Raw genomic sequence first — 23263 nt, 5'->3', positions numbered from 1 at the left:
CCGGCTAAGGCCGTTCCAGCTTCAGGACCACGGTGGCCTGCTTGTTTGCCAGGTGCAGATAGTAGACGCCAGCCGTGGGCATCTGGGCAGAAAAGTCGAACGTGAGCCGGGTGGCCGGCCCGGCCGGGGCGCACTTGCCGCGGGCCAGCAGGGTGCCCGCTTCGGTTGTCAGCGTGTAGCTCAGCTCCCGCTGCAGAAGGTCGGGCAGCAACACGGTAAACCGGCCGGTAGCAGTTGGGTTGGGGTATACCTGCAGCGTGCTGGCCGCCAGTCGCACCGGGGCCGCCGTAGCGGTAGGGGCCGCCTTGGCGCCCGTCACCTGGTTGATGACGCTGAAGCCAACGGTCAGGGCCGCGCCGGCCGTGCCGCCCCCGCCGGCCCCGCTGTAGGGAGTGCCCGTCAGGGAGTAGCTGCCCACCGCCGGCGTCCAGGCCGTGTAGTCACCCGCGCCATTGTCGCCAAACAGGGCGTAGGGGGCCACACTTTCCGTCTGGCTACGCGTCTGGGTCCCACTCAGGGCAAAGACCACGCTGCCCACGGTGGCCGGGCTGGTGTTGGCCCGCACGTTCAGGTTGCGGGTCGGCAAGGTGGCCAGGTTCAAGGTCGCCCCAGTGGTGAGGGTCTGGATATCCTGGTCGGTATCGGCATTGACCAAGGTGAAGCTAGCCACCGCCTGCCCGGCGGGAACAGCGGTGAAGGTGGCGGTAATGGTCTTGTTAGCCGACATAGTCACGCTCAGCGGGTTGGCCGTCCCGCTGGCGTCCCCACTCCACCCCGAGAAGGTGTAGCCCGCGGCCGGCGTGGCCGTCAAACTCACCACCGTGCCGCTGGCGTAGGAAGCTGCATTCGGGTTCTTTGTCACCGTACCGCTGCCCACGGTGGAAGTCGTCAGGGTGAAGGGGCCCGGGGCGGAGGCATCGGTGACCGAGAAGCTGATGGTCAGGGGCGTACCGGCCGTGCCCCCGCCGCTGGCGGCCGAGTAGGGCCGGGCCGTGAGCGAGTAGCTGCCCACGGCCGGCGTCCAGGGGTTGTAGTCGCCGCCGGCGTCGCTAAATAGGGCGTAGGGCGCTACACTTTCCGTCTGGTTCTGGGTTTGGGCCCCGGTCAGAGCGAAGACGACGCTGCCCACGGTGGCCGGGCTGGTGTTGGCCCGCACGTTCAGGTTGCGCGTGGGCAGCGCGGCCAGGTTGAGCACGGCCCCGGCCGTCAGGGTCTGAATATCCTGGTCGGTATCGGCGTTGACCAACGTAAAGCTAGCCACCGACTGCCCGGCCGGAATGGCCGTGAACGTAGCGGTGATGCTCTTATTGGCCGACATGGTCACCGACAACGGGTTGGTCGTCCCGGTGGCGTCGCCGCTCCAGCCCGAGAAGGTGTAGCCCGTAGCGGGCGTGGCCGTCAGGCTCACTATCGTGCCACTGGCGTAGGAAGCCGCATTCGGATTCTTGGTGACGGAGCCGCTGCCGACCACCGCGGTGGTCAGGGTGAAGGGCCCGGGAGCGGTGGCATCGGTGACCGAGAAGCTGATGGTCAACGCGGTGCCGGCCGTGCCCCCGCCGCTGGCGGCCGAGTAGGGCCGGGCCGTGAGCGAGTAGCTGCCCACGGCGGGCGTCCAGGGGTTGTAGTCGCCGCCGGCGTCACTAAACAGGGCGTAGGGCGCTACACTTTCCGTCTGGTTCTGGGTTTGCGCTCCGCTCAGAGCGAAGACGACGCTGCCCACGGTGGCCGGGCTGGTGTTGGCCCGCACGTTCAGGTTGCGGGTGGGTAGCGTGGCCAGATTCAAGGTTGCCCCCGCCGTTAGGGGCTGAATGTCGGTGTCGGTATCGGCGTTGACCAAGGTGAAGCTAGCCACCGATTGTCCGGCCGGAATGGCGGTGAAGGTGGCGGTAATGCTCTTATTGGCCGACATAGTCACGCTCAGCGGGTTGGTCGTCCCGCTGGCGTCGCCGCTCCAGCCGGCGAACTGCTGCCCGGCGGCCGGCGTGGCTGTGAGTGTCACCACCGTGCCTGCGGCATAGGAAGCCGCATTCGGGTTCTTCGTTACCGTGCCGCTGCCCACGGTGGAAGTCGTCAGGGTGAAGGGGCCTGGGGCCGTGGCATCGGTGACCGAGAAGCTGATGGTCAGGGCCGTACCGGCTGTGCCCCCGCCGCTGGCGGCCGAGTAGGGCCGGGCTGTTAGAGAATAATTGCCTACCGGCGGGGTCCAGGGGGCATAGTCACCGCCCGCGTCGCTGAACAAGGCATACGGGGCCACGCTTTCCGTCTGGTTTTGAGTCTGCGCCCCGGTCAGGGCAAAGACCACGCTACCCACGGTAGCCGGGCTGGTGTTGGCCCGCACGTTCAGGTTGCGGGTCGGCAAGGTGGCCAGATTCAGCGTCTCCCCGGCCGTGAGGGGCTGAATGTCGGTATCGGTGTCAGCGTTGACCAAGGTGAAGCTGCTCACCGCCGGGCCGCTGACCGCCGGATTCACGGTAATCACCACCTGGTCGGGCGCACTCAGCGCGTTCAGGTTGTCTTTCACGACCAGCGCCAACGTGTAGGTGCCGGCTACCAGGCCGCTGATGGTCGGGCCGGCCACCAGGTTGTCGGGGCTGAACACGGGCGTCGACGGGCCGCTGACCAGGCTCCAGGTGTAGCCCGTAATGGTGCCGTCGTCGGTGCCCGAGCCGGCCAGCGCGGCGCTGCTGACCGGCAGCGTGAGGGTCTGGTCGGGGCCGGCGTTGGCGGTGGGGGCCGGGTTGGGCGGGGTGCCGTTGTTGCTGGCATTGGGCGTAGGCTGGGTGAAGCTCACGAAGCTGGCGGCCCCATCCGTCTGCCGGCCCACCGACACGTCCTCCGTCTGGGCCCCGAACGTGTAGGTGTCCAGCGTCGTCACGGCCGTGCCGTTGGGCTGATACAGGCCGATGGCCTCCCCGCCGGCGCTGAGCTTGATGCCCACGTGCCGCACGCCCTGAAACGCCTGGTCGTCGGCCCACAGCAGCAGGAAGCCCTTGGCCGGAATTGTCGTCTGGGCCGGGTTGGTGGTCGGAATCTGGTACTTGGCCGGGTTGCTCAGCGCGTCGGTGATGTAAAATCCGCCGATGTCCACGGGCTGGGTGCCGGAGTTGTAAATCTCAATCCAGTCGTCGAACTCCCCAAACTCGTCCGGGTACTTGGTGTTGCTGGCCAGAAACTCGTTGATAAACAAGCCCGCCACGGCCGGTACGGTGTTCGTGGCCCCCGGCGTGGGGCTGGCAAAGGCCTTGAACTGCTTGCTGGCATCGGGGTAGCGCCCCCGCGACACGTCGGCCACCTGCGCCCCGTAGCGCGTCGAGTCGATTACCGACACGTCGGGCCCCTGCACGTCGGCCAGGCCCAGCTGCCCGCCGCCGGCGTTCAGGGCCAAGCCCAGGTGCAAGATGCCCTCGGCCGGCTCATTATCGGCCCACAGCCGCAGAAAGCCCTTGGCCGGAATGGTCGTCTGGGCCGCGTTGGTGGTCGGGATGCGGAACTGGGCGTAGCTGCCGAGCGAGTTGGTCACGTACAGCCCCCCGATGTTGACGGCCTCGGCGTTGTTGTTGTAGATTTCAATCCAGGGGTCATGCTCGCCGGCTTCATCCGTAATGGAGTTCTGGTTGACGGCCAGCAGCTCATTGATGAACAATCCCGATTTGAAATTCAGCACGTTGGCGCTGCCGGGCGTGGCCGCCACGAAGGTGCGGAACGTGGCGCTGCCGTCCGGAAACCGCCCCGTGGACACGTCGTCGGTCTGGGCCGGGAAGGTGTAGGAATCCAGCGGGTTGGGCGTCGAGCCGATCAGCTGGGAAAGGCCGATGGCCTCGCCGCCCTTGCTCAAGCTCAGGTTCAGGTGCAGCGGCCCCTGCGCGGGCTGCCCGTCGGCCCACAGCACCAGGTAGCCCTTGGCCGGAATGGTGGTCAGGGCCGGGTTGGTGGTCGGAATCTGCCACTTGGTGAGGTTGCTCAGCAGGTCCGTCACATAGAGCCCCCCGACGTTGACCGGCTGGGTGCCCGCGTTGTAGATTTCAATCCAGTCGTCGAACTCCCCGAACTCGTCGGCCAGCTTGGTGTTGCTGGCCATAAACTCGTTGATAAACAAGCCCGAAATCAGGCCCGATACCGTGAACGAGGCCTCGTGCAGCGGGCTCCAGGTGCCGCCGCTCAGCACCCGGGCTTTCACCGTGACGCTGCCCGTGAGGGCAAACGGGCCGCCGTAGGTTGTGGCCCCGGCCGCTGCCGCGCCGCCCGCCGCCCGCGGGTCGGTGCCGTCGGTGGTGTAGTAAATGGTGCCCGCGCCGTTGGGGTTGCTCAGGGTGAGCTGCGCGCCCGAGGCCACCGTGCCGCCTTCCTGGCTAAAGCCCGGTGCCGCCAGCGTGGGGTAGTAGCCCTGGGCCACCAGCGCGTTGATAAAGCGCGTCACGTTGCCGTTCATCAGCCCGTCCACCCGGTTGATTTCCGGCGTCCAGTGCCCGTCGCGGGTGCGGGTCACGCCGTCGTTCAGCGCGTCGCCCCAGCGCGCCGACTCATCCACGATGGCCGTTTTGATGAAGTCGTTGATCTGGGCCCAGCGGGCCCGGGAGGCGGCATCGGTCAGCCCGCCGTTGTTGAAGCAGTGGCGGTACACCCGGTCGGCGAAGAGCTGCATAAACTCCGGGCTGCGCCGGGCCGCGTGCCAGAGGCTGGCAATGGTCGAGCTGCCGGTTGTGTTGTTGCGGAACTCGGGGTGCACCCAGGCCCCCAGGTTCGAGTTGTTGGTCACGTCCCACGACCATTCGCAGTCCCAGGCGTTGTACCAGTAGGGGCCGGGCGGCACGTTGCGGTTGGCCCCGTGAAAGTTGTTGCCGGGCCAGTCCGTCATACCCGTCATCCAGGTCAGAATCAGGTAGTCGCAGAACTTGCTCACATCCAGGTAGCTTTTCAGCTGGGCGTAGTTGGCCGCCACGCTCATGTCCTGGTTCACGAGGTTGGTGGTCAGGAAGGTAAAGCGCGTGGGGTCGCCGCTCCGGATGCCGTCGTGGTCCAGGGCCATCCAGTCGCCGGTGCTGCCGCCGTAGTACTGCGCGAGCATGCCCGCGTCGGTGCGCTCCACGGGGTTGTAGAGGCCCCAGTACAGGCCGTTCACGTACAGGTGCACGAAGGTGCCCCGGCCGCCTTCGCCCGAAATAATCTGCTGCGACACCCGGTACCACTCGTCGCGGGTGTAGCAGGTGCGGTCGGGGTTCCAGTTGCGGGCCCAGGAGCGGTTGTTGCCCGCCCGCAGCACAATCTTGGTATCCTTGAAAGTGTTGGCCGTGGCGGCAGCGGTGCTGTTGTAGGGCGTTTTGCGCAGCAGGTTGGTCGTTACGGAGGTGCTGAAGGCCAGCTTCAACGACCGTTTCAGGCGGTTGTGGCTGTGGGCCTCCAAGTCGCAGTTGAACTGTTCCCGGGTGCCATCCGGGTAGAGCATTTCCACCGAGGTGGGGTGGGTCGATTCGCCCTCGTACAAATCCCAGAAGTCGTTTTTGTTCAGCACCAGCGACATGGTCGGAATCGACAGCAGGCCGGTTTTGACCACGGCGCTGTAGGCCGGCGCATTCACCACGTCGGGGTCCATTTCGTAGTCGTGGGTGGCGGTGGCCCCGCTGGCGTCCACGGCGTAGTCGTGGTTGGGCCAGCCGGCAATGGTGGCCGGCTGACGCACCACGTCGTTCAGGAAAAAGTAGGAATGCGTGGCTACCGGCGTGCTGGCCGTGCCGCTGTAGCCAATGGCCCGCACCACGCTGGTCGTGGCAATGGCAATGGGGCCCGCGTAGACGGTGCCGGCCGTGCTGCTCGGGGCCGAGCCATCGGTGGTGTAGCGGATGCTGCCGCCCGCCAGCGAGGTGCTGAGCGTGAGCTGGAACGGCGCGTCGTAAAAGCCCCGCGTGGTCGAGAAAGTTACATTCTGGCCCGTGACCCGCACGGCAAGTGCCAACAGGAGCAATAGGAGAACAGTAAGGGTTTTTTGCATGACTGGCGGGGTTAGGACAAGGAAAAAATCACTTGAAAATGCCGGGCCTGGGCCGGGCATCCGTAACTGCTGTCGTGGTGGTGGGGGCGGGCCGCCTGCACTGCCGGCAACGGGCGGGGCGGGGCAAGGAGTAGCCGGCCGTTGCCAGGCCGGGTAGGGGCGGAGTAATGGGTGCTCTGCTGGCAACGGTGATTCTTGCGTTTCACGGCTGCCAACGCGCCTTTCTACCGCCACGGTTCTCAAGCCGGGCAATAGTGCAGGCACCACTGGGGTCTTCAACTCACGAAGCCCGGACCGGGGTAGCGGTGGCCGGGTAACTATCCGGTGCGGCCGCCCACAGGCGGAACGAGGTTTGCTTATACAAGGTAAAACGATAAGATCTAATTAAAAAAGACATATTTAATATAGTTTTAGTGTAATTCAATCGACTTGAATAAGTATAATAAATCAGGTGCGAATAGTGCTCTGACGGCCTGCAATCATAATATATATTGATTTTAATATAGTAAAATCTGTTTCTATAAACTTTGGTCCGCACTCAGGATAAGGGGTAAGCGCGCCTCAAAAAGTGGTGTGCGGGGGGCCGGCGGCGCCTCGCGGGCCGGGCTTAGCTCAGCCAGTAGAGCACGCCCGCCGTGCCGGCGCCCACGGCGGTATTCAGGGTGTTCACCGCGTTGTTGCTCAGCAGGTGGCGGCGCTCCACGGTGGCTCCCAGCACCGAGTCGGCCAGGTTGCCCACGGTGCCGGCCACCAGCAAGAGCAGGAAATGCTGCAAACGGCTGGTCGCCAAGCAGTATACCAGGGCCAGGAGGGCCGAGCCGGCCAGCCCGAGCAAAGTGCCTTCCAGGCTGACGACGCCATTCAGCCCCCGGGTATCGGGCCGCAGCGTCCAGATGTTGTAGTAGCGGCGGCCGTACACGTTGCCCAGTTCCGAGGAGAGCGTGTCGGCGGTGGCGGCCGCGAAGCTCCCGGCCAGCATCAGCTGAAACAGGGGCGCGTGCAGCGGCAGCTGCCAGCTGAGCAGGCCCGCCAGGGCCGCTACGCCGGCGTTGGCCAGCACCTGCCCGGCGGTGCGCCGGCCTTTGTTTTCCTCGGCCAGCCCCAGGTGGCGCTTTTCCGTTACTTTCCAGGCCGAGGCCGCCGAGCCCAGCCCGAAAAACAGGCTCAGCAGCGCCACGCCCCACCAGCCGGCCCCCAGAAATATCGTCACGCCCAGCAGGCCCCCGGTCAGGGCGCCGGCGGTGGTCAGCTTGCCGGCCCGCACGCTGTAGAGCATGCCGGCGCCCAGCACGGCCAGCAGCGGTAGCCAGGCAAACAGGGTGGCTTCGGTTGGTAGATAGTTGATAAGCAAGAAACTAGTTTGGCTTGGGCCGGCCGGATGGGCGTGCTACCAGTGGGCGCGGCGCAGCTTGTCGGGCTGGAGCACGCGGATGTTTTTGGGCGTTAGCTCAATCAGGCCGTCGTTTTTGAACTCGCTTAGGGTGCGGATCAGCGACTCGGGGGCCGTGCCCACCAGGGCGGCCATGTCGTCGCGGGAGAGGTAGATGGCCGCCCCGGGGCTGCCGGCGGCCTGCTCGTGCATGCGTAGCAGCGTATCGGCCACGCGGCGCCGGATGGAGTTGTAGGCCATGCCCAGCAGCTGCTCTTCCCGCTCCGCAACGCGCCCGGCCAGCAACCGGATAAACTGCTGGCCCACCGTGGGGTTGCGCAGCAATTGGGCGAAGTCGTCGCGCGGGATGTAAACCAGCTCCGAGTCGTCGACGGCCACGGCCGAGTCGCTGTGCGCGGTTTGTTGGAGCAGGGGCAGGTAGCCGAAAAACTCGCCCGCGCCGTAGAGGCCCGTAATCAGCTCCTTGCCGCCGGCCGTGGCTTTCACCGTTTTCACCCGCCCGCTCTTCACGAAGTAGACCCGCGTGGGCTCGTCGCCTTCGAGGTAGATGTCGTGCTTTTTGCGGACGGTGTGCACCCGGCGGTCGGCCGAGAGGCTGGCCAGGTTGCCCACGGCCCGGGCATCGTCCAGAAACTCGTTCAGGCCCTCGGGGGCTTGCAGGTCGTAGTCGGGCTTGAGGTGGCGGAAGCGGTTGAGGCGGCCGCTGATGGCGCTCAGCAGCTCGGCCTCGTCGAAGGGCTTGGTCAGGTAGTCGTCGGCGCCCAGCTCCATGCCCCGGCGCTGGTCGGTGCGCTCGGTTTTGGCCGTCAGAAAAATGAAGGGCACGCCGGCCAGCTGGGGATTCTGGTTGAAAATCTGCAGCACTCCGTAGCCGTCGAGCACGGGCATCATGATGTCGCACACCACCAGGTCGGGCTTGGTGGCCAGGGCCCGCTCCACCCCGATTTTCCCGTTTTCGGCCGTCAGCACGTGGTAGCCCGAGAGTTCCAGAATCTCGGCCGTGTTTTCGCGGATCAGCTCGTTGTCCTCAATCAGCAGGATGGTTTTCATAGGGAATGGTGATGGTGACGGTGGTGCCGTGGTTCAGCTCGCTCTGCAGGGCAATGGTGCCGCCCATCAGGTCGAGGTAGCGGGCAATGATGTAGAGGCCCAGGCCCGTGCCGGGCACGTTGGCGGCATTACGGGCCCGGAAAAACCGCTCGAACAGGTGCTCCTGGTCTTCGCGGGAAATGCCGACGCCCTGGTCCTGCACGCGCAGGGTGAGCCGGTTCTGGCGGCAGTCGGCCTGCACCGTTACCAGGGAATGCTCGCCGGAGTACTTAATGGCGTTGGACAGCAAATTAACCAGGATTTTGCGCAGCAGCGAAGGGTCGAGGCGCACGGGGGCGGGGCAGAGCAGCTGCCGCTCGATGCGCTGCCCGGCTTTGAGCAGGCCCTGCACGTCGGTCACGGTTTCTTCCAGCAGCGTGGCCAGGTTCAGCGGGGTGGGGTGGGCTTCGATCTTGCCTTCCTCGATGCGGCCCACCGACAGGAACTCTTCCAGGATGTCGTTGAGGTGGTTGACGGAGGTGCGGATGCGCTGCAAGTGCTTCAGGCGCTTGTCCTGCTGGTCGGTGGTGGGGTACTTTTCGATGAGCGTGGCCGAGGTCAGCACGGCCGTGAGCGGGGTGCGGAACTCGTGGGAGGCCATGCTCACGAAGCGCGACTTGAGCTCGCCCAGCTCCTGCTCGGCGGCCAGGGCCTGGGCTAGCTCCTGGCTGCGCTGCTCCAGCTGGCCCAGGGTATTGAGCAGGGCGTGGGTGCGGTCGGCCACCTTTTGCTCCAGGTCGGCATTGAGGCGCTCCACGTGCTGGCGCTGGGCAATAAGCTCCCGCTCGGCTTCCTTCTTGAAGGTGATGTCGAGCACGTAGGCCACCACGTAGAGCTCCTGGTCGAGGTAGAAGTAGCTCAGGCTCACCTCCACGGGAAACACGGTGCCGTCCTGGCGGCGGGCCTGTAGGTCGCGGTGGTGGCCCATGCCGCGCACCTGGGGGTGGGCGTTGAAGGATTCGCGCAGCTTGTCGTGGTGGCGGCCGGCGGCGTGGGGCACCAGGATGTCGATGTTGTGGCCCAGCAGCTCCTGGGGCGCGTAGCCGAACAGCTGGCCGCTGAGCTGGTTGGCCGATACGATGGTGCCAGGCCGGTCGCAGACGATGATGCCGATGGTGGCGTTGGTAAAGACGGCCTCAAAGCGCCGCACGCTGTGCTCCAGCTCCCGCTCGGCCTGTTGCAGGCGGCTTTGCTCGGTGAGGCGCACCAGGAAGAATGGCTGCCCGTCGGCGTCGAAGTAGGAAAGTTCGAGCCGGGCCCAGAACGACGTACCCGTGTAGCGCCGGAGCTCGGCCTCTATTTCCTGCTTGCCCTGCTCCCGGGCCCGGGTATACAGGGTTTGCCACTGGGCCGGCGTCCAGGGCGTCACGTGCAGGTTGCGGACGGGGTCAGTGAAGAAAGCCTGCTCCGACGGGTAGCCCAAAAGCCGCAGGCCGGCCTGGTTGACCTGCGTAAACCAGCCCTGCGTGAGGTCATATATGCCCACAAACTCGTGCGCCTGGGTGTAGAGCAAGTCGAGGAGGGCGGAAGAGAGGGAGGCCGGAAGCATAGCGTGAAGGTTGACGGCCCGCAACAGGGGGGCCAGGCCGGGGCAAGATAAAAGGCTGACGGTTGCGGGCCGTAGCAGGACCTGATAAAAGTCAGATCGGGGGCCTGACGCGCATCATGCGGGCGGTTGAGCTTAGGCGGTACTTTTATGGTAGTATCCTTCTCGTTCCCGCCGTCATGACCACCTCCGCCGCTCCTCTGTCCTCCCGTCCGGCCGATTCGGCGGTGCTGCTGGTGCTGCTACCAGTGGCAGCGGGAGCGGCCGGAGCGGCCCAGCTGGCCACCAACACGGCCCTGACGACGTTGCAGCAGCAACTGGGCTCGGCCATCCGGGTACTCCGCGTCGATGAGGCCAGCCACCCGGTGGTGGTGCGCAGCTTCCAGCCCACCAACCTGCCCGCCCTGGTGCTGGTGCAGCAGGGCGTGGAGCTGTGGCGGCAGCAGGGCCTGCCCGAGGGCAATACGCTGGGGCCGCTGCTGCTGAGTAAGCTCCGGCCCGCCCGCTGAGGCCGGCCCCGCCCCCTGACCATTCCCAGATTACCGGCCCTCACAACGCCGCCGGCTGACCGCCCTGCGCCACGGGCCGCGGCCGGCCCACGGGCCCGAACAGCGCCCGGCGAATAGCTTCGTCGCGGTGGTAAATGTCGGGCAGGAAGCGCAGGTGGCCGTTTTCGGCCGTGCAGGTGGCGTAGCGGATGTGCAGGGGCAGGGGCCGGCGCAGCCGTACGTCGCGGGGGCGGGGCTGGCGGGCACATTCTTCCTCACTGGGCAGCCGCACCGGGCGGCCCTCGCGGCGCAGCAGGTAGGCGGCCAGTTGCAGCGGGTGCTGCAGCCGGATGCAGCCGTGGCTCAGGGCCCGGTCAGGCCGGTCGAAATACTGGCGCATGGGCGTATCGTGCAGGTACACGGCGTAGGGGTTGGCGAAGCGGAAAACAACGTTGCCCAGCGCGTTTTCACAGCCCGCCCCCTGCCGGATGGAATACGCAAAGTTCTTGGCCGTCACCCGGCTCCAGTCGACCGAGTAGGGGTCCAGCTGCCGGCCCCGGGCGTCGTAGAGGGCCAGCTCGTTGCGGGCCAGGTAGCCGGCATCGTCCCGTAGGTGGGGCAGTATCTCCTTGGTGGCAATGGAGCGGGGCACGTGCCAGTCGGGAGCCAGGGTAAAGGAGCGGATCTGGCTGCTGAGCGTGGGCGTGGGCGTTTCGGGCTTACCCACCACCACCCGGTGCCGCCGCACCACCGAGTCGTGGGCCACCACCAGCAGCTCGTACGCCGGAATGTTGATCAGCACATAGTCGGAATCCGGGGGCAGGACATTCCAGCGCCAGCGCTCCAGGTTCAGGGCCGCGTGCTCGTACTGCACCCGGTGAAAAGTGGCCGAGTCGGGGTGCGGCGGCCGGGCCAGCCAGTGGGCCAGGGCCTGCTGCAGCTGGCGGTATTCGCGGTGCGTGGGCTGCCCGGCCAGCATGGCCGCCGGCACGGTGCCCGCCGCCAGCGCGGCCCGCAGCACCGGGGCCGGCTGCCAAAGCCGCCCCGCCGCTTTTTCCGCCGCCGACACCGTGTAGGGCCGCAGCCGCCCGCGGCTCAGGTCGCGCATGAAGCGCAGCACCGCGTCGCTCAGGGCCACGTCGAACCGGGCCTGCTGGCGGAGCCGGGGAGGCGCGCCGGGCGTGTTCCGCGCCAGGGAGTCGTGTAGGGCCAGCAGCCGGGGAGTGGCGTAGTCGGTGGGGCGCAACCCAAATTCCGCCGCCCGGGCCAGCAGCCGCAGTGCCGCCGTGGGGCTGGGGCCAGCCGCGGGCAGCCAGCCCGGGATGCAGTCTTGACCGTAGAACGTGCGCACGTCGGGGCCGGCCGCCAAGCCGAGTTGGGCATCGGCAGCCTCCGGGCTGCCCGCTGCCGTCGTATCAAGTAAGGCCCGAATCAGGGCGGGCAGCGGGTCCGGCTGCGGGGCGGTGCTTTCCGTGGTGAGGGTGGCGGCCAGCGGCTGGGTGGCGGGGAGCTGGCTGCACCACTGCGGCGCCAGCAGCAGCGGCACCCAGCAGCTCAGCAGCCGGGTGCGGCGCGCTACCCGCCGGGCCAGGGGCCACCACGGCCGCCGCGCGCCGGAAGTTTCCGGCCGCGCCGCGTTGGCCGACGGTTGCGGCGGCAAGGAGAGAAAGTCGGACAGCACCACGGGAGCGAATAGCGTAAAACAAAAAGCTGGAGCCGCCAGGCCCGCAGAACGCAAGATTAGGCAAAGCGCGGCGCGCAAAAGATGACATTCATCAGGTCGGGTCACGACTTTTGCCAGCCCGGAGCCGGACAATGCGCCCAGAAGGTTGCCCCGGCTGCCGCACTCCGTAAACAATAAGCCCCGCCCGACAACGCGTCGGGCGGGGCTTGCGACCGGGGCAGAACCCGGGGCGGAACGGGGCGGCTAGCGGCCGGCTTCTACGATGCTGATGGCGTAGCCGCCACCCGGGGCGCAGTACTGGGCCAGCTTCGACTTACTGGTCACGCTTACTTTGCGGATCTGGTAGGCCTGCGGGTTTTTCTCGTAGTGGGCGTCCTTTTTATCGGCGTAGATGGTGGCCACGTATTTCTTGCCCGGGTCCAGGAAGTTCAGGTTGATGGTGGAGGTGCGGCCCTGCTCGTCGCAGGTGCTGCCCACAAACCAGCTGCTCTTGCCCTTGGCCTTGCGGGCAATGGTGATATAGTCGCCGGGCTCGGCTTCGAGCACGTCGGTGTCGTCCCAGTCCACGGCCACATCCTCAATAAACTGGAAGGCGTCGAGGTGCTCGTTGTAGTGCTCAATCATGTCGGCGGCCATCTGCAGGGGCGAGTACATCGTCACGTAGAGGGCCAGCTGCCGGGCCAGGGTGCTGTGCACGAAGGACGTGTTCTGCGGGTTGAAGGTGCTGATCCTGGTCTGGAAAATGCCGGGCGTGTAGTCCATCGGCCCGCCAATCAGGCGGGTGAAGGGCAGAATGGTGGTGTGGTCGGCGTTGCTGCCGCCGAAGGCCTCGTACTCGGTGCCCCGGGCGGCTTCGTTGCCGATGAGGTTGGGGTAGGTGCGGGCCAGGCCGGTGGGGCGCACGGCCTCGTGGCCGTTCACCATGATTTTGTGCTCGGCGGCTTTTTCCAGCACGTACTGGTAGTGGTTGTTCACCCACTGGTCGTAGTGGTGGTGGCCCAGGGGCACGATGTCGCCCACGTAGCCGGTTTTCACGGCGGTGTAGCCGTACTTGTTCATGAACTGGAAGGCCGAGTCCAGGTGCCGCTCGTAGTTGCGCACCGAGCCCGAGGTTTCGTGGTGCATGATGATCTTCACGTTCTTGCTCTGGGCGTAGCGCTGCAATTCCTGCACGTCGAAGTCGGGGTAGGGTGTCACGAAGTCGAACACGTAGTCCTTGTGCTTGCCGAACCAGTCTTCCCAGCCCGTGTTCCAGCCTTCCACCAGCACCGCATCGAGGCCGTGCTTCGCGGCAAAGTCGATGTAGGCCTTCACGTGGGCCGTGTTGGCGCCGTGGGTGCCGTTGGGTTTCACCTTGCGGTAGTCAATCGAGTCGAGCTTGATGTTTTCCTGGTTGGTGTACGACCAGGTGCTCTTGCCCGTAATCATTTCCCACCACACGCCCACGTACTTCACGGGCTTAATCCAGCTGGTGTCCTTGAACTTGGTTGGCTCGTTGAGGTTCAGCACCAGCTTCGATTCGAGAATATCGGCGGCTTTGTCGCTCACAATTACCGTGCGCCAGGGCGAAAGGCAGGGCGTCTGGAGCAGGCCTTTGTCGCCGTGGGCGTCGGGGGTGAGGTGGCTTTCCAGCACGAAATTCTTGTCGTCGAGCTCCAGGTGCATGGCCGAGTAGTCAATCAGGGCCGCCTCGTGAATGTTGATGTAGAGCCCGTCCTGGCTGCGCTTGAGCATCAAGGGGGTTTGCAGGCCGGTGGCCGAGAAGGTCGTCTGCGAGGCGTTGGGCGTCACGGCGGCCTTCATGCGGCCCCGCACTTCCGACAGGTTCGAGGTGACGGTGCTGTACTCCTGGGTGTCGTAGTCGCCGGGCAGCCAGAAGGCTTTATGGTCGCCGTTGAGGGCAAACTGGGTTTTCTCCTCCTTCACCACGAAGTAGTCGAGCTTGGGCTGGCGCGGAAACTCGTAGCGGAAGCCCAGGCCGTCGTCATACAGGCGGAAGCGCACCAGCATCGTGCGGTTGGTCTGAGCCTGGGTCAGGGTCACGGCCAGCTCGTTGTAGTGGTTGCGGATGGTTTTGACCTCGCCCCACACCGGCTGCCAGCTTTCGTCGAAGCTGCGGCGCTGGGCGCTGGTCTGGGCAAAGCCGCTGGTCAGGGAGGGGGCATCTTTCAGCTCCAAACCCAGCTTGCCGGGCTTCAGCACGGTTTTGCCTTTGTAGGTGAGGCTGTAGGTGGGCACGCCGCCTTCCTGGAGCACCACGCTCAGGGTCAGCTGTTTGTTGGGCGACTGAATGTCCTCGGCCCGGGCCGTGCTCCAGACCAGGCAGCACAGGAGCAGCAAGCCCCGACGGGCCGGCACCGCCCGTAATAAGTTGCGTAGTTTATTCATGCTACAAAGGTGGTATTTTCGGGCAGAAAACCGCGCCGCTTCGCAAAAAGCCGCCGGGTTATTCGGCCCCCGCTAGCCGGTTGGGTAGGCCCCAATTAAAAAAGGCCCCGCGGTATTACGCCGCGGGGCCTTTTATCGGTAAAGGCAGTACTTAGTGCACGATGCGCAGCTCGTAGTGCGGCTCCCTGCTGCCGTGGTCGGCCGGGCCGTGCTCCACGGCAAAGGCGCCCACGCGGCTGGGGCCGTAGCCCAGGTTTACTTTCACAAACTCGTTGCGGGTGGGCAGCATACCGATGATTTCGCGCCGCAGCAGCGCCAAATCGTCCCGCAGGTTCTGGATGCGCTGCTCCACCTCGTCGGCGTGCTGGTCGAAGCTGCCGGTGGCGGGGCGGTGCTCGAAGGCGGCATTGGCCTGGGCCTCGGTAGCGGCCGTGCCGGGCAGCGACTTGGCCTCCACGGTGGCTTTGCGCAAGTCTTCTTCAGCCTCGAGGTAGGCTTTTACTTTTTCTTCGAGCGGAATCAGGGTCGGGTCGAGGTAATCGAGGTTGCTGGCCATTGCAGAACGGAGGGTAGAAACGGAAAGGGGTATAGGCCCACAACGCAGATACCCGCCGGAAGGATACGGCCGTCGCCCAAATGCGGGGCCGCCGGCCGCCGGCAACCCCGGCCCCGGGTTCCGCCGTAGCCTTTGCCAACTCCTCTTACCTTTGCCCCATGTCCCAAAAACCCGCTTCCGACCCGGTTGGCCACGCCATGCTGGCGTATCTCAACGGCAACAAGCACGCCGCGCTGACCGTGCACAGCAACGTGGCCGACGAAGAGCCGTTACCGGCCAGCTACTTTTTCCGCACCCTCTGGGAGATGCCCGAGCTGGAGCGCACCGCCTTGGAAGAGTGCCGCGGCCGGGTGCTCGACCTCGGGGCGGGGGCCGGCTGCCACAGCCTGGAGCTGCAAAGCCGGGGCTTCACGGTGAAGGCCATCGACGCCTCGCCCGGGGCCGTGCAGGTGTTGCAGGCCCGGGGCGTAACGCAGGCCGCCTGCCACGACCTGTTTGCCCTGTCCGCCGCCCCCGCCGAGCACTACGACACGCTGCTGATGCTCATGAACGGCCTGGGCCTGGTGGGCACCCTGGACGGGCTGCAGCGCTTTTTGCAGGAAGCCAAGCACCTGCTGGCCCCCGGCGGCCAGATTCTGGCCACGTCCTCCGACATCAGCTACCTCTACGAAGACGAGGAAGGCGCGCTGGTCATCAACCTGAACGGGCCCTACTACGGCGAGGTCGAGTACTATATGACCTACGAGGGCGAAACCGGGGAGCCGTTCAACTGGCTGTTTGCCGACGCCGGCCTGCTGCAAGACTACGCCGATGAGGCCGGCTACCAGGTCGAGTTTATCGACGAGGACGACTCCCAGCAGTACCTGGTGCGCCTCACCCTCAAGCAGCAGAATATCACCAACGACTAAGCCGCCGCAGACCTTTCCGCGCGCCCCGCCGCCCAACCTTCGCGCGGCTTTGGGGTTATGCCCCGTCACCTTTGCTTTCCGATGGAATACGCCAAAACCTACACCGTGCGCTGGGCCGATATGGACCCCAACGTGCACATGCGCCACTCGGCCTACACCGACTACGCTGCCCAGCTCCGCCTCGAATTTCTGGCCGACCAGGGCTTCCCGATGCAGCGCTTCGCCGAGCTGGGCATCGGCCCGATTCTGTTCCGCGAAGACACCCGCTTCCTCAAGGAAATCAGTTTGAGCGAGACCATTAAGGTCACGGCCGAGCTCAGCGGCCTCAGTGCCGACGGCAGCCGCTGGCGCATCCTGCACACCATCTACAAGGCCGACGGCCGGGTGGCCGCCACCGTGGCCGTCGACGGGGCCTGGCTGGATTTGCGCCTGCGCAAGCTCACCGTGCCCCCGCCGGCAATGGCCGAAGCCATGCTCCAACTCGACAAGCACGAAACCTACGCCGACATCGAGCGGAAAGAGAAGTAAAGCCTGGGGCTTTGCGTAACGCGAAGTTCCACTTCGCGAGGCATCCGCGCCGTTGCAACGGTGGTCGTTCAACGAGTCGCGAAGTGGAACTTCGCGTTACAGCACAAAGCCCTTTCCTGCCGGCGCGCAGGAAAGGGCTTTCTGGTAAAAGAACGTTTGTCACGAGCAGCGGACGGATGGCTTCGCACTGCCTGCCATGATACATTGCTCACATTAACACCTCAGCATATTTCTCACATTCCTCCACATTAATCATTAGCACCTCAGCACATTCCCCACATTAGCACATTAACGTCTCACTACTTTGGCAATGCGCTCCAGCTGCTTCTGGTGGTGCAGCACGTGGTCGACCATGAAGTCCAGGGTCTGGTAGATGTTGAGCATGCCCGAGCGGGGGTGCTTGAAAATGTCGCGGTCCAGGAGCTTGCTGGGAAACTCGTTGAGGGTGCGCTCCAGCTGCCGGCGCACCCGGTCCCACTCGGGGCGCAGCTCGGCCAGGGGCGGCACCTGGTCGGGGGTGAGGGCGGCCAGATACTTGGGGGCCTTGAAGCGCAGAAACGGCAGCCGCAGCGCCGCCCGCAGCAGCCGGGACCGAACGAAGGTCAGGAACCCGGACTTGCCCAGCTCTTCCTCCTGCTGAATCTTCTTGTCGATGTACTGGCCGATGCCGGTTTCGGAAACCAGCAGGTGCTGCACCACCTGGGCCGCCGACCACTGGCCCGGGCCGGGCGCTACCTGGGCCTGGTCGCCCAGGCTCTGGGCCAGATCGAGCAGGCGGGTGGTGGCTTGCTCGAGTTGTTCGAGCCGGAGGTGCAGACGATGATTCATGGACGCGCGGGAGAAACAGAAGTGAGTAGCTTTGGGGCAAAAGGTACGTAAAATCTGCCCCCGGGGCCGTGGTGCCGGCCTGGGCTGGGCCGGCCGCCGGGTGGCCGGGCTGATTTTCTGTTGTTTGCCGCCGTTCGTTTTTTCTGCTCCTGCCAGTAGCCGGGCTACCCCGCCGCCGCCTGCCCCAATGAATCACCACCCGGCTCCCGTTGCCGCTGCTTCCGTCGCGCCCCCCGGCTCCCCGGCCTTGGCGTGGCGCTGCACGGCCCTGATTTTCCTGGTTTACTGCCTGTATCTGCCGTTTTCGGGCTACTCCGAAATGGCCTACGACGCCCTGAACTACTGGACGCTGACCGAGCGGTTTTTCCGCGCGGGCCGCTTCAGCCTGCTGGCCTACGACGATGCCCTGCGCGGCTACTTTCTGCCCCTGCTCAACCTGCCGGCCAAGGCCGTGACCCACTTCACCGGCGCCGACCCGCTCGTGCTGACCCGCCTGATGGGGGCGGCCTACGCGGCGCTGTTTTTCGGGTGGGCGGCCCCCACGCTGTGGCTGCGCCTGTTTCCGGCGCACCGGCTGGGCTGGGGTGCCCGCCTGGCTTTTGCCGCCCTGGGCTTCCTCTTCTGGCGCGACTATTTCAACTTCGTTCTGTCCGATTTCCCGGCGTTGCTGGCTCTGGTGCTGAGCTTGGGTATGGCCCTGCGCGGCCGGAGCGTAGGCGCGGCCGGGCTGGCGGGCTTTGGCAGTCTGGCGGCCAGCAACATCCGGCCGGTGTATCTGCTGGCCGTGCCGGTGGTGCTGGGGCTGCTGCTCGTGGCGCAGCCTACTGCGCGCCGCCGGCTGCTGGCCGCGGCGGGCTTTCTGCTCGGGGCAGCCCTGCTTACCGGGCCCCAATTGCTGCTGAACGGCCGCCACCACCAGGTATGGTCGCCGCTGGTGCTGAGCCGGGATGCCCGCCTGCCCACGGCCAACCTCTACCTGGCCCAGCTCGGCTGGGGGCTGGTCATTCAGAAGTACGAAACCAGCCTCGACCCAACTTTTCCCTCGCCGCGCATGCTCTACACCGACCCCGCCGGGCAGGCCCTGCTCCAGCGGCAGGGCATCCGGCACTTTGCGGGCTACGGGGCCTATGGGGCCGCCGTGCTGCGCGAGCCGCTGGCGTTTGCCGCCCTCTACGGCCGCCACCTGTTCAACGGGCTCGACGTGCAGTATCCCTCGTTGCTGGTGCGCCGGGTGGCCGGGCGGTCCGGACTGCTGAGCGGGGTGCAGTACTCGGTGTGGTTTGGGGCGTTGGTGGTGGCGGGGCACCTGCGCGGGGCCCGGCGGTGGCGGCTGGGCTTGGTGCTGGCCGCCCTGCTGCTGCCCTGCCTGGCGTCGTTGCCCATTGCCGTCGAGTGCCGGTTTCTGCTGCCGTTGCAGGTGCTGCTCTATGCCGTGGCCTGCTTCGGCGGCTCCCAGCTGGCCTGGCAAACGATGGCCTGGCCCCGGGCCCGGATAGGTCTGCTGGTGGCCGGCTACGTGCTGTTCCTGACCCTGTGCTTCACGCTTTCCGCCCGCACCCGCCAGCATCTTACCCATGACGTGCGGGTGCTGGCCCCGCTGGGTGGAGCCGAGGCCCGGCCGTAATCCAACGCGTCTGTCATCCTGAGCGAAGCGAAGGACCTTGTCACGTAGGAACGATTAACGGAACAATGACTCGTGCCAGCGTGATAAGGTCCTTCGCTTTGCTCAGGATGACAGATAGGAGAGAAACACACACAAAAAAGCCCTGACTACCGCGCGGTAGCCAGGGCTCTATACTTTTCCGAAAGGCCGGAAACTAGGCCTTCTGGTAGGTTACCTCTTTCACGGCCTGAATCGTGCGGGCCACGTTGGGCAGCGAGGCCTCAATCAGGGTGGGGGCGTAGGGCAGGGGCACGTCCATGCAGGTGACGCGCACCACGGGGGCATCGAGGAAATCGAAGGCGCGGCGCTGCACGGTGTAGGCCAGCTCCGAGCTGATGCTGGCCAGGGGCCAAGCTTCTTCTACCACCACCATGCGGTTGGTTTTCTTCACCGATTCGATCAGCGTGTCGAAGTCGATGGGGCGCACCGAGCGCAGGTCGATGACCTCGGCTTCGATGCCTTCCTTGGCCAGCTCATCGGCGGCGGCCAACGCAATTTTCATCATTTTGCCGAAGCTCACCAGCGTCACGTGCTTGCCTTGGCGCACCACGTTGGCCTTGCCGATTTCGAGCAGGTACTCTTCCTCGGGCACTTCGCCTTTGTCGCCGTACATCAGCTCCGATTCCATGAAAATCACCGGATCCGGGTCCCGGATGGCGCTTTTCAGCAGGCCCTTGGCGTCGTAGGGGGTGGAGGGCACCACTACTTTCAGGCCGGGCGTGTTGGCAAACCAGTTCTCGAAGTTCTGGGAGTGCTGCGAGGAGAGCATGCCGGCGTTGCCGGTGGGGCCGCGGAACACGATGGGGCAGCTGTACTGCCCGCCCGACATGGAGTAGATCTTGGCCGCCGAGTTAATGACCTGGTCGATGGCCACCAGCGAGAAGTTGAAGGTCATGAACTCGATGATGGGCAGCAGGCCGTTGATGGCCGCGCCCACGCCGATACCGGCAAAGCCCAACTCGGCAATCGGGGTGTCGATGACCCGCTCAGCGCCAAACTCGTCGAGCATGCCCTGGCTTACTTTATAGGCGCCATTGTACTCGGCTACTTCTTCGCCCATCAGAAACACGCGCGGGTCGCGCCGCATTTCTTCAGACATGGCCTCGCGCAGGGCTTCCCGGAATTGGATGGTCCGCATAATCAGATTGCAGAAATTCGAAACGTCAGAAACAAAATGCCGGAAATTTTCCGGCCCGTAAAGCTACAACGACAAGCCGGGACGGGCAAGCTTGATTATGATTCAAGTTGCGGCGGGCCTGCAGTCGCTCGGCTCTTGCCGAGTGACGCCTATGCGGAGGGGCTCTGCCCCGCGCGTCCCGCGCCATTCGGGCGTTCTGCCGGCGCGGGGCAATTCGCAGCACAGCTGCTCACACGTAGTCGTCACTCGGCATAGCCGAGCGACTGCCGGGGTAATATCAGAACAATGTAGAGACGCAACCTTGCGTCTCGTCGTTGAACGACTGAAGCCGCGCCGTAAACAACGTCAGCAACGATTGAGACGCAAGGTTGCGTCTCTACCTCGGGCTTGGCCGCTTCTCCGTCCGTTGCGGACCTTCTACGTTCGTGCCAGATGCTTCTGCGTCCGTTTCGGCTGCTTCTACGATGGTGCGGGCGCTTCTACGTTCGTTTCGGATGCTTCTACGTTCATGCGGGTTGTTTCTACGTTCGTTTCGGGTGCTTCTACGTTCATCCGGGCTGCTTCTGCGTTCGTTTCGGGTGCTTCTAAGATCATCCAGGCCGGCTCTACGGTGATTTTGGGCGGTGAGGAAGCGCAAACTGGGCCGTGTGCGCCCCGGAGCTGCCTACTTGCGCGAAGACGGGTTGTCCTCGTCGCCGCACTCCAACCGGTGGTTGGGCTGGGGAGCGTTTAGATGGTCCTGCGTGAGGGGTATACGGCTGGCGTGCAACCAAGCAACGAGTAAACCACCCCGCCCTGCGGGCACCCGCGCCGCTTGGTGCGCGGAAGCGGAAGTTGAAACAGGAGGGGGAGTTCGTTCTGTTACCGCAACGCTTCCAGAAATACCTTGCCGGCGGCGTAGTCGCGGAACTCCAGGTCTTCGACGGCACGCTGGGCGTAGGCACGGTCGAGCTGCACGGCGCGGCGCAGGTACTGACCCACCTGGGCCTCGTCCTTGCTGCGGGCGGCCACCACGGCCAGGCAGTAGTAGGCCAGCGGGTCGTTGGGCTTGAGGGCCAAGGCTTCCTGGTAGATGCCGGCGGCCCCCTCGTAGTTGTTTTTGAGCAGGTATACCAGGGCCCGGTTCATGGTGTTCTGGTAGGTTTTGCCGCTGTAGCTGATGCTGCCCAGGGCATCATCGAGCTGGCCGACTTCAATTTCCAGCGCGGCCTTGTCGGCAAACACTTTTTCCAGCACCGGCCGGGGGCCCCCGAGCTTGATGGCGTAGTCGTAGTTCTGCAGGGCTTCGAGCCGGTCGCCGGCCCGGTGGTAGGCCGTGGCCACGCGGTAAAACAGGTCGGCGGTGGGGTTGCGGTGGGCGGCCAGGGTGAAGTTGGTGGCGGCCCGGCGCAGGTAGGCCTTGCGCACCTTGTCGCTGGCTTCCTTTTCGGAGCGCAGCAGCAGCACCACGCCCAGGTTGTGGTAGGCTTCCCAGCGGCCGGTGGTGGCCACCGAGGTTTCGTAGATGCGCTGCTTTTCGGCCAGCAGTGGGGTGAGCGTGGCCGAGTAGCGCAACTCCTCGGGCGTGAGGGCGTCGGCCTCCATTTCCTTTTCCACAATCTTTTTGGAGAGCAGGTAGATTTCCGAGTCGTAGCGCTTGGGGGCGGTATACTCCACGGCCACCGTGCCGAAGCGCATCACCGGGTAGATGTACTGGTCGAGGTAGTCGTAGAAGGAGAGGGCCCGCAGCTGCCGCTCCTTCTGGGCAAACGAGCCCTTCGCGTCGTTGATCAGCAGCACCACCGAGTCGATCTGGGCGGGCTTGAGGGCCGAGTTCTGCACCTTGCTGAGAAACAAGTCCCAGCGCCGGTGGTAGGCCACGGTTTCAAACTGGATGTTGCCGACCTTATTCAAATAGGAGTCCGTGTCGACGCGCTTTTTGTAGTAGCGCAGCAGGCCCTGCACCCGCTTGTCGGCCAGGCGCGGGTCGCGCGAGTCGAGCGAGTCGGGCGAGTGGCCGGCGGCAATCATCACCTTCTTGGTGTGCTGGTTGGCCTCAATGAAGTCTTCCAGGGCCTGCACGTTGGTGCCCAAATAATTGCGGATGGCACTGCTGCCCTGGTCGAAGAAAAAGGGCAGGATGCGGGTGCCGCTCATGTTGTTGTCGGCCGTTTCGGGCAGCAGCCCGATGGCCGTATCCTGGCGCACCACCAGCCGCCCCGTCGTCACGATGCCGCGGGCCAGGCGGAACTGCTCGCCTTTCACCCGCTTGCCACCCGGCTTCAGCTGGTGGGCATCGGGCAGGGCCAGCAGCTCGCCGGGGCTTTTGCGGGGCGAGTAGGGAAAGGAAAACTGCCGGGTAATAACCAGCTGGTCTTTTTTCTCGGGGTCGTAGGTGTACTCGCCCGACACGAAGGTGAGGCGGCCCACGGTGTCTTCGCGCAGGCCGTTGTCGTAGCGGTAGGTCAGGGCCAGGTTGTAGGCGTTGCCTTTTTTGAGGTGGGCGGCGGGCACCCGGGCCGTCACGTCGAAGAGCACGTTTTCGCCGTTGCTTTCCAGCACCGAGGGCTGCACCGTAACTTGTTGGCTTTCTTGCGCAACCTTTAGCATCCGGGGCAACGTACATCCGGGCAGCGCGGCAGCGGCCAACCCAACCCACACGGACGACAACAAGCGCACATAAACTCTCATAGGCAAAAAACTAGGCGGCGAAAGCAGAGCCGAAATTCTGGCCTACAAACGTAAAAACTGCCGGCTGGGGTCAGAAATTGTGCTCAATTGCGGAGGCCGAGCTTGCGGTCCGCGGGTTTTCTTGTTATTTTGAGGAGCGTCAACCGGTTCAACCGGTTAAAACTGAGGAGCTATGAAACGATTAACCGACTTCATCGAACAGCAGAGCTTTGGGGTCTGCAATGCTTTGGGGCAGCGTTTGGGCTTTTCCAGCAGCAGCGTCCGCCTGTCTTTCGTGTACGCGTCCTTCTTCACCTTCGGCTCGCCCATCGTGCTCTACTTCGCCCTGGCCTTCTGGATGAACGTGCGCCGGGCCATGCGCCGGCAGCGCAGCACCGTCTGGGACCTGTAGCAGTGAATGA

Annotated in this window: 15 protein-coding genes; 5 read left to right on the top strand and 10 right to left on the bottom strand. The window is 65.0% G+C overall.

Annotated features, from left to right (window positions below; genetic code table 11):
- Positions 1-4: 4 nt before the first annotated feature.
- The 4 genes from E5K00_RS06330 to E5K00_RS06315 form a co-directional block, all read right to left on the bottom strand.
- On the bottom strand, positions 5-5986 hold the full coding sequence (locus E5K00_RS06330; protein ID WP_167856769.1) for an InlB B-repeat-containing protein: 5982 nt from the start codon (positions 5984-5986) through the stop codon (positions 5-7).
- A gap of 607 nt (positions 5987-6593) precedes the next feature.
- Positions 6594-7337, bottom strand: a complete 744-nt coding sequence (locus E5K00_RS06325) for a DUF92 domain-containing protein (RefSeq protein ID WP_210114282.1) — start codon at positions 7335-7337, stop codon at positions 6594-6596.
- A gap of 36 nt (positions 7338-7373) precedes the next feature.
- Complete coding sequence (locus E5K00_RS06320; protein WP_135462396.1) at positions 7374-8426, bottom strand: response regulator; 1053 nt, start codon at positions 8424-8426, stop codon at positions 7374-7376.
- Positions 8404-10014: a sensor histidine kinase gene (locus tag E5K00_RS06315; protein WP_135462395.1), complete on the bottom strand. Its 1611-nt coding sequence runs from the start codon at positions 10012-10014 to the stop codon at positions 8404-8406. The genes E5K00_RS06320 and E5K00_RS06315 overlap by 23 nt, the downstream gene beginning before the upstream one ends.
- 176 nt (positions 10015-10190) lie before the next feature.
- Here E5K00_RS06315 and E5K00_RS06310 point away from each other — a divergent pair, with 176 nt between their 5' ends.
- On the top strand, positions 10191-10520 hold the full coding sequence (locus E5K00_RS06310) for a YbbN family protein (protein WP_135462394.1): 330 nt from the start codon (positions 10191-10193) through the stop codon (positions 10518-10520).
- A gap of 40 nt (positions 10521-10560) precedes the next feature.
- Here E5K00_RS06310 and E5K00_RS06305 read toward each other — a convergent pair whose 3' ends face one another.
- The 3 genes from E5K00_RS06305 to E5K00_RS06295 all read right to left on the bottom strand — a co-directional run bounded on the left by E5K00_RS06305 (position 10561) and on the right by E5K00_RS06295 (position 15127).
- Entirely contained in the window at positions 10561-12180 is a 1620-nt protein-coding gene (locus tag E5K00_RS06305) for a L,D-transpeptidase family protein (protein WP_167856768.1), read from the bottom strand.
- Between the two features lie 246 nt (positions 12181-12426).
- Entirely contained in the window at positions 12427-14571 is a 2145-nt protein-coding gene (locus E5K00_RS06300; RefSeq protein WP_135462392.1) for a glycoside hydrolase family 97 protein, read from the bottom strand.
- 151 nt (positions 14572-14722) lie between these two features.
- Positions 14723-15127, bottom strand: coding sequence for a hypothetical protein (locus E5K00_RS06295; RefSeq protein WP_135462391.1), 405 nt, complete (start codon positions 15125-15127; stop codon positions 14723-14725).
- A gap of 158 nt (positions 15128-15285) precedes the next feature.
- Between E5K00_RS06295 and E5K00_RS06290 the strand changes: the two genes are divergently transcribed.
- Both E5K00_RS06290 and E5K00_RS06285 read left to right on the top strand, forming a co-directional pair.
- Positions 15286-16035 carry a class I SAM-dependent methyltransferase gene (locus E5K00_RS06290; RefSeq protein WP_135462390.1) on the top strand — a complete coding sequence of 250 codons (750 nt, stop codon included), beginning with the start codon at positions 15286-15288 and terminating at the stop codon, positions 16033-16035.
- A gap of 57 nt (positions 16036-16092) precedes the next feature.
- Positions 16093-16563 (top strand): acyl-CoA thioesterase, encoded by a 471-nt coding sequence (locus E5K00_RS06285; protein WP_135462389.1) that lies wholly within the window; start codon positions 16093-16095, stop codon positions 16561-16563.
- Between the two features lie 288 nt (positions 16564-16851).
- On the opposite strand, the gene E5K00_RS06280 is transcribed toward E5K00_RS06285, so the two are convergent.
- Positions 16852-17391, bottom strand: coding sequence for a DinB family protein (locus E5K00_RS06280; protein WP_135462388.1), 540 nt, complete (start codon positions 17389-17391; stop codon positions 16852-16854).
- Positions 17392-17578: 187 nt separating this feature from the next.
- Between E5K00_RS06280 and E5K00_RS06275 the strand changes: the two genes are divergently transcribed.
- Positions 17579-19015: a hypothetical protein gene (locus E5K00_RS06275; RefSeq protein WP_135462387.1), complete on the top strand. Its 1437-nt coding sequence runs from the start codon at positions 17579-17581 to the stop codon at positions 19013-19015.
- Between the two features lie 193 nt (positions 19016-19208).
- Here the strand turns inward: E5K00_RS06275 and E5K00_RS06270 are convergent, their stop codons facing one another.
- Both E5K00_RS06270 and E5K00_RS06265 read right to left on the bottom strand, forming a co-directional pair.
- On the bottom strand, positions 19209-20192 hold the full coding sequence (locus E5K00_RS06270; protein ID WP_135462386.1) for a pyruvate dehydrogenase complex E1 component subunit beta: 984 nt from the start codon (positions 20190-20192) through the stop codon (positions 19209-19211).
- 861 nt (positions 20193-21053) lie between these two features.
- Positions 21054-22781 (bottom strand): tetratricopeptide repeat protein, encoded by a 1728-nt coding sequence (locus E5K00_RS06265; RefSeq protein ID WP_167856767.1) that lies wholly within the window; start codon positions 22779-22781, stop codon positions 21054-21056.
- A gap of 253 nt (positions 22782-23034) precedes the next feature.
- On the opposite strand from E5K00_RS06265, the gene E5K00_RS06260 reads away from it, so the two are divergent.
- Entirely contained in the window at positions 23035-23253 is a 219-nt protein-coding gene (locus E5K00_RS06260) for a PspC domain-containing protein (protein WP_135393029.1), read from the top strand.
- Positions 23254-23263: the final 10 nt, after the last annotated feature.

The organism is Hymenobacter aquaticus, assembly GCF_004765605.1.
Lineage (GTDB): Bacteria > Bacteroidota > Bacteroidia > Cytophagales > Hymenobacteraceae > Hymenobacter > Hymenobacter aquaticus.
This window is presented reverse-complemented; position numbering and strand designations above follow the sequence as displayed.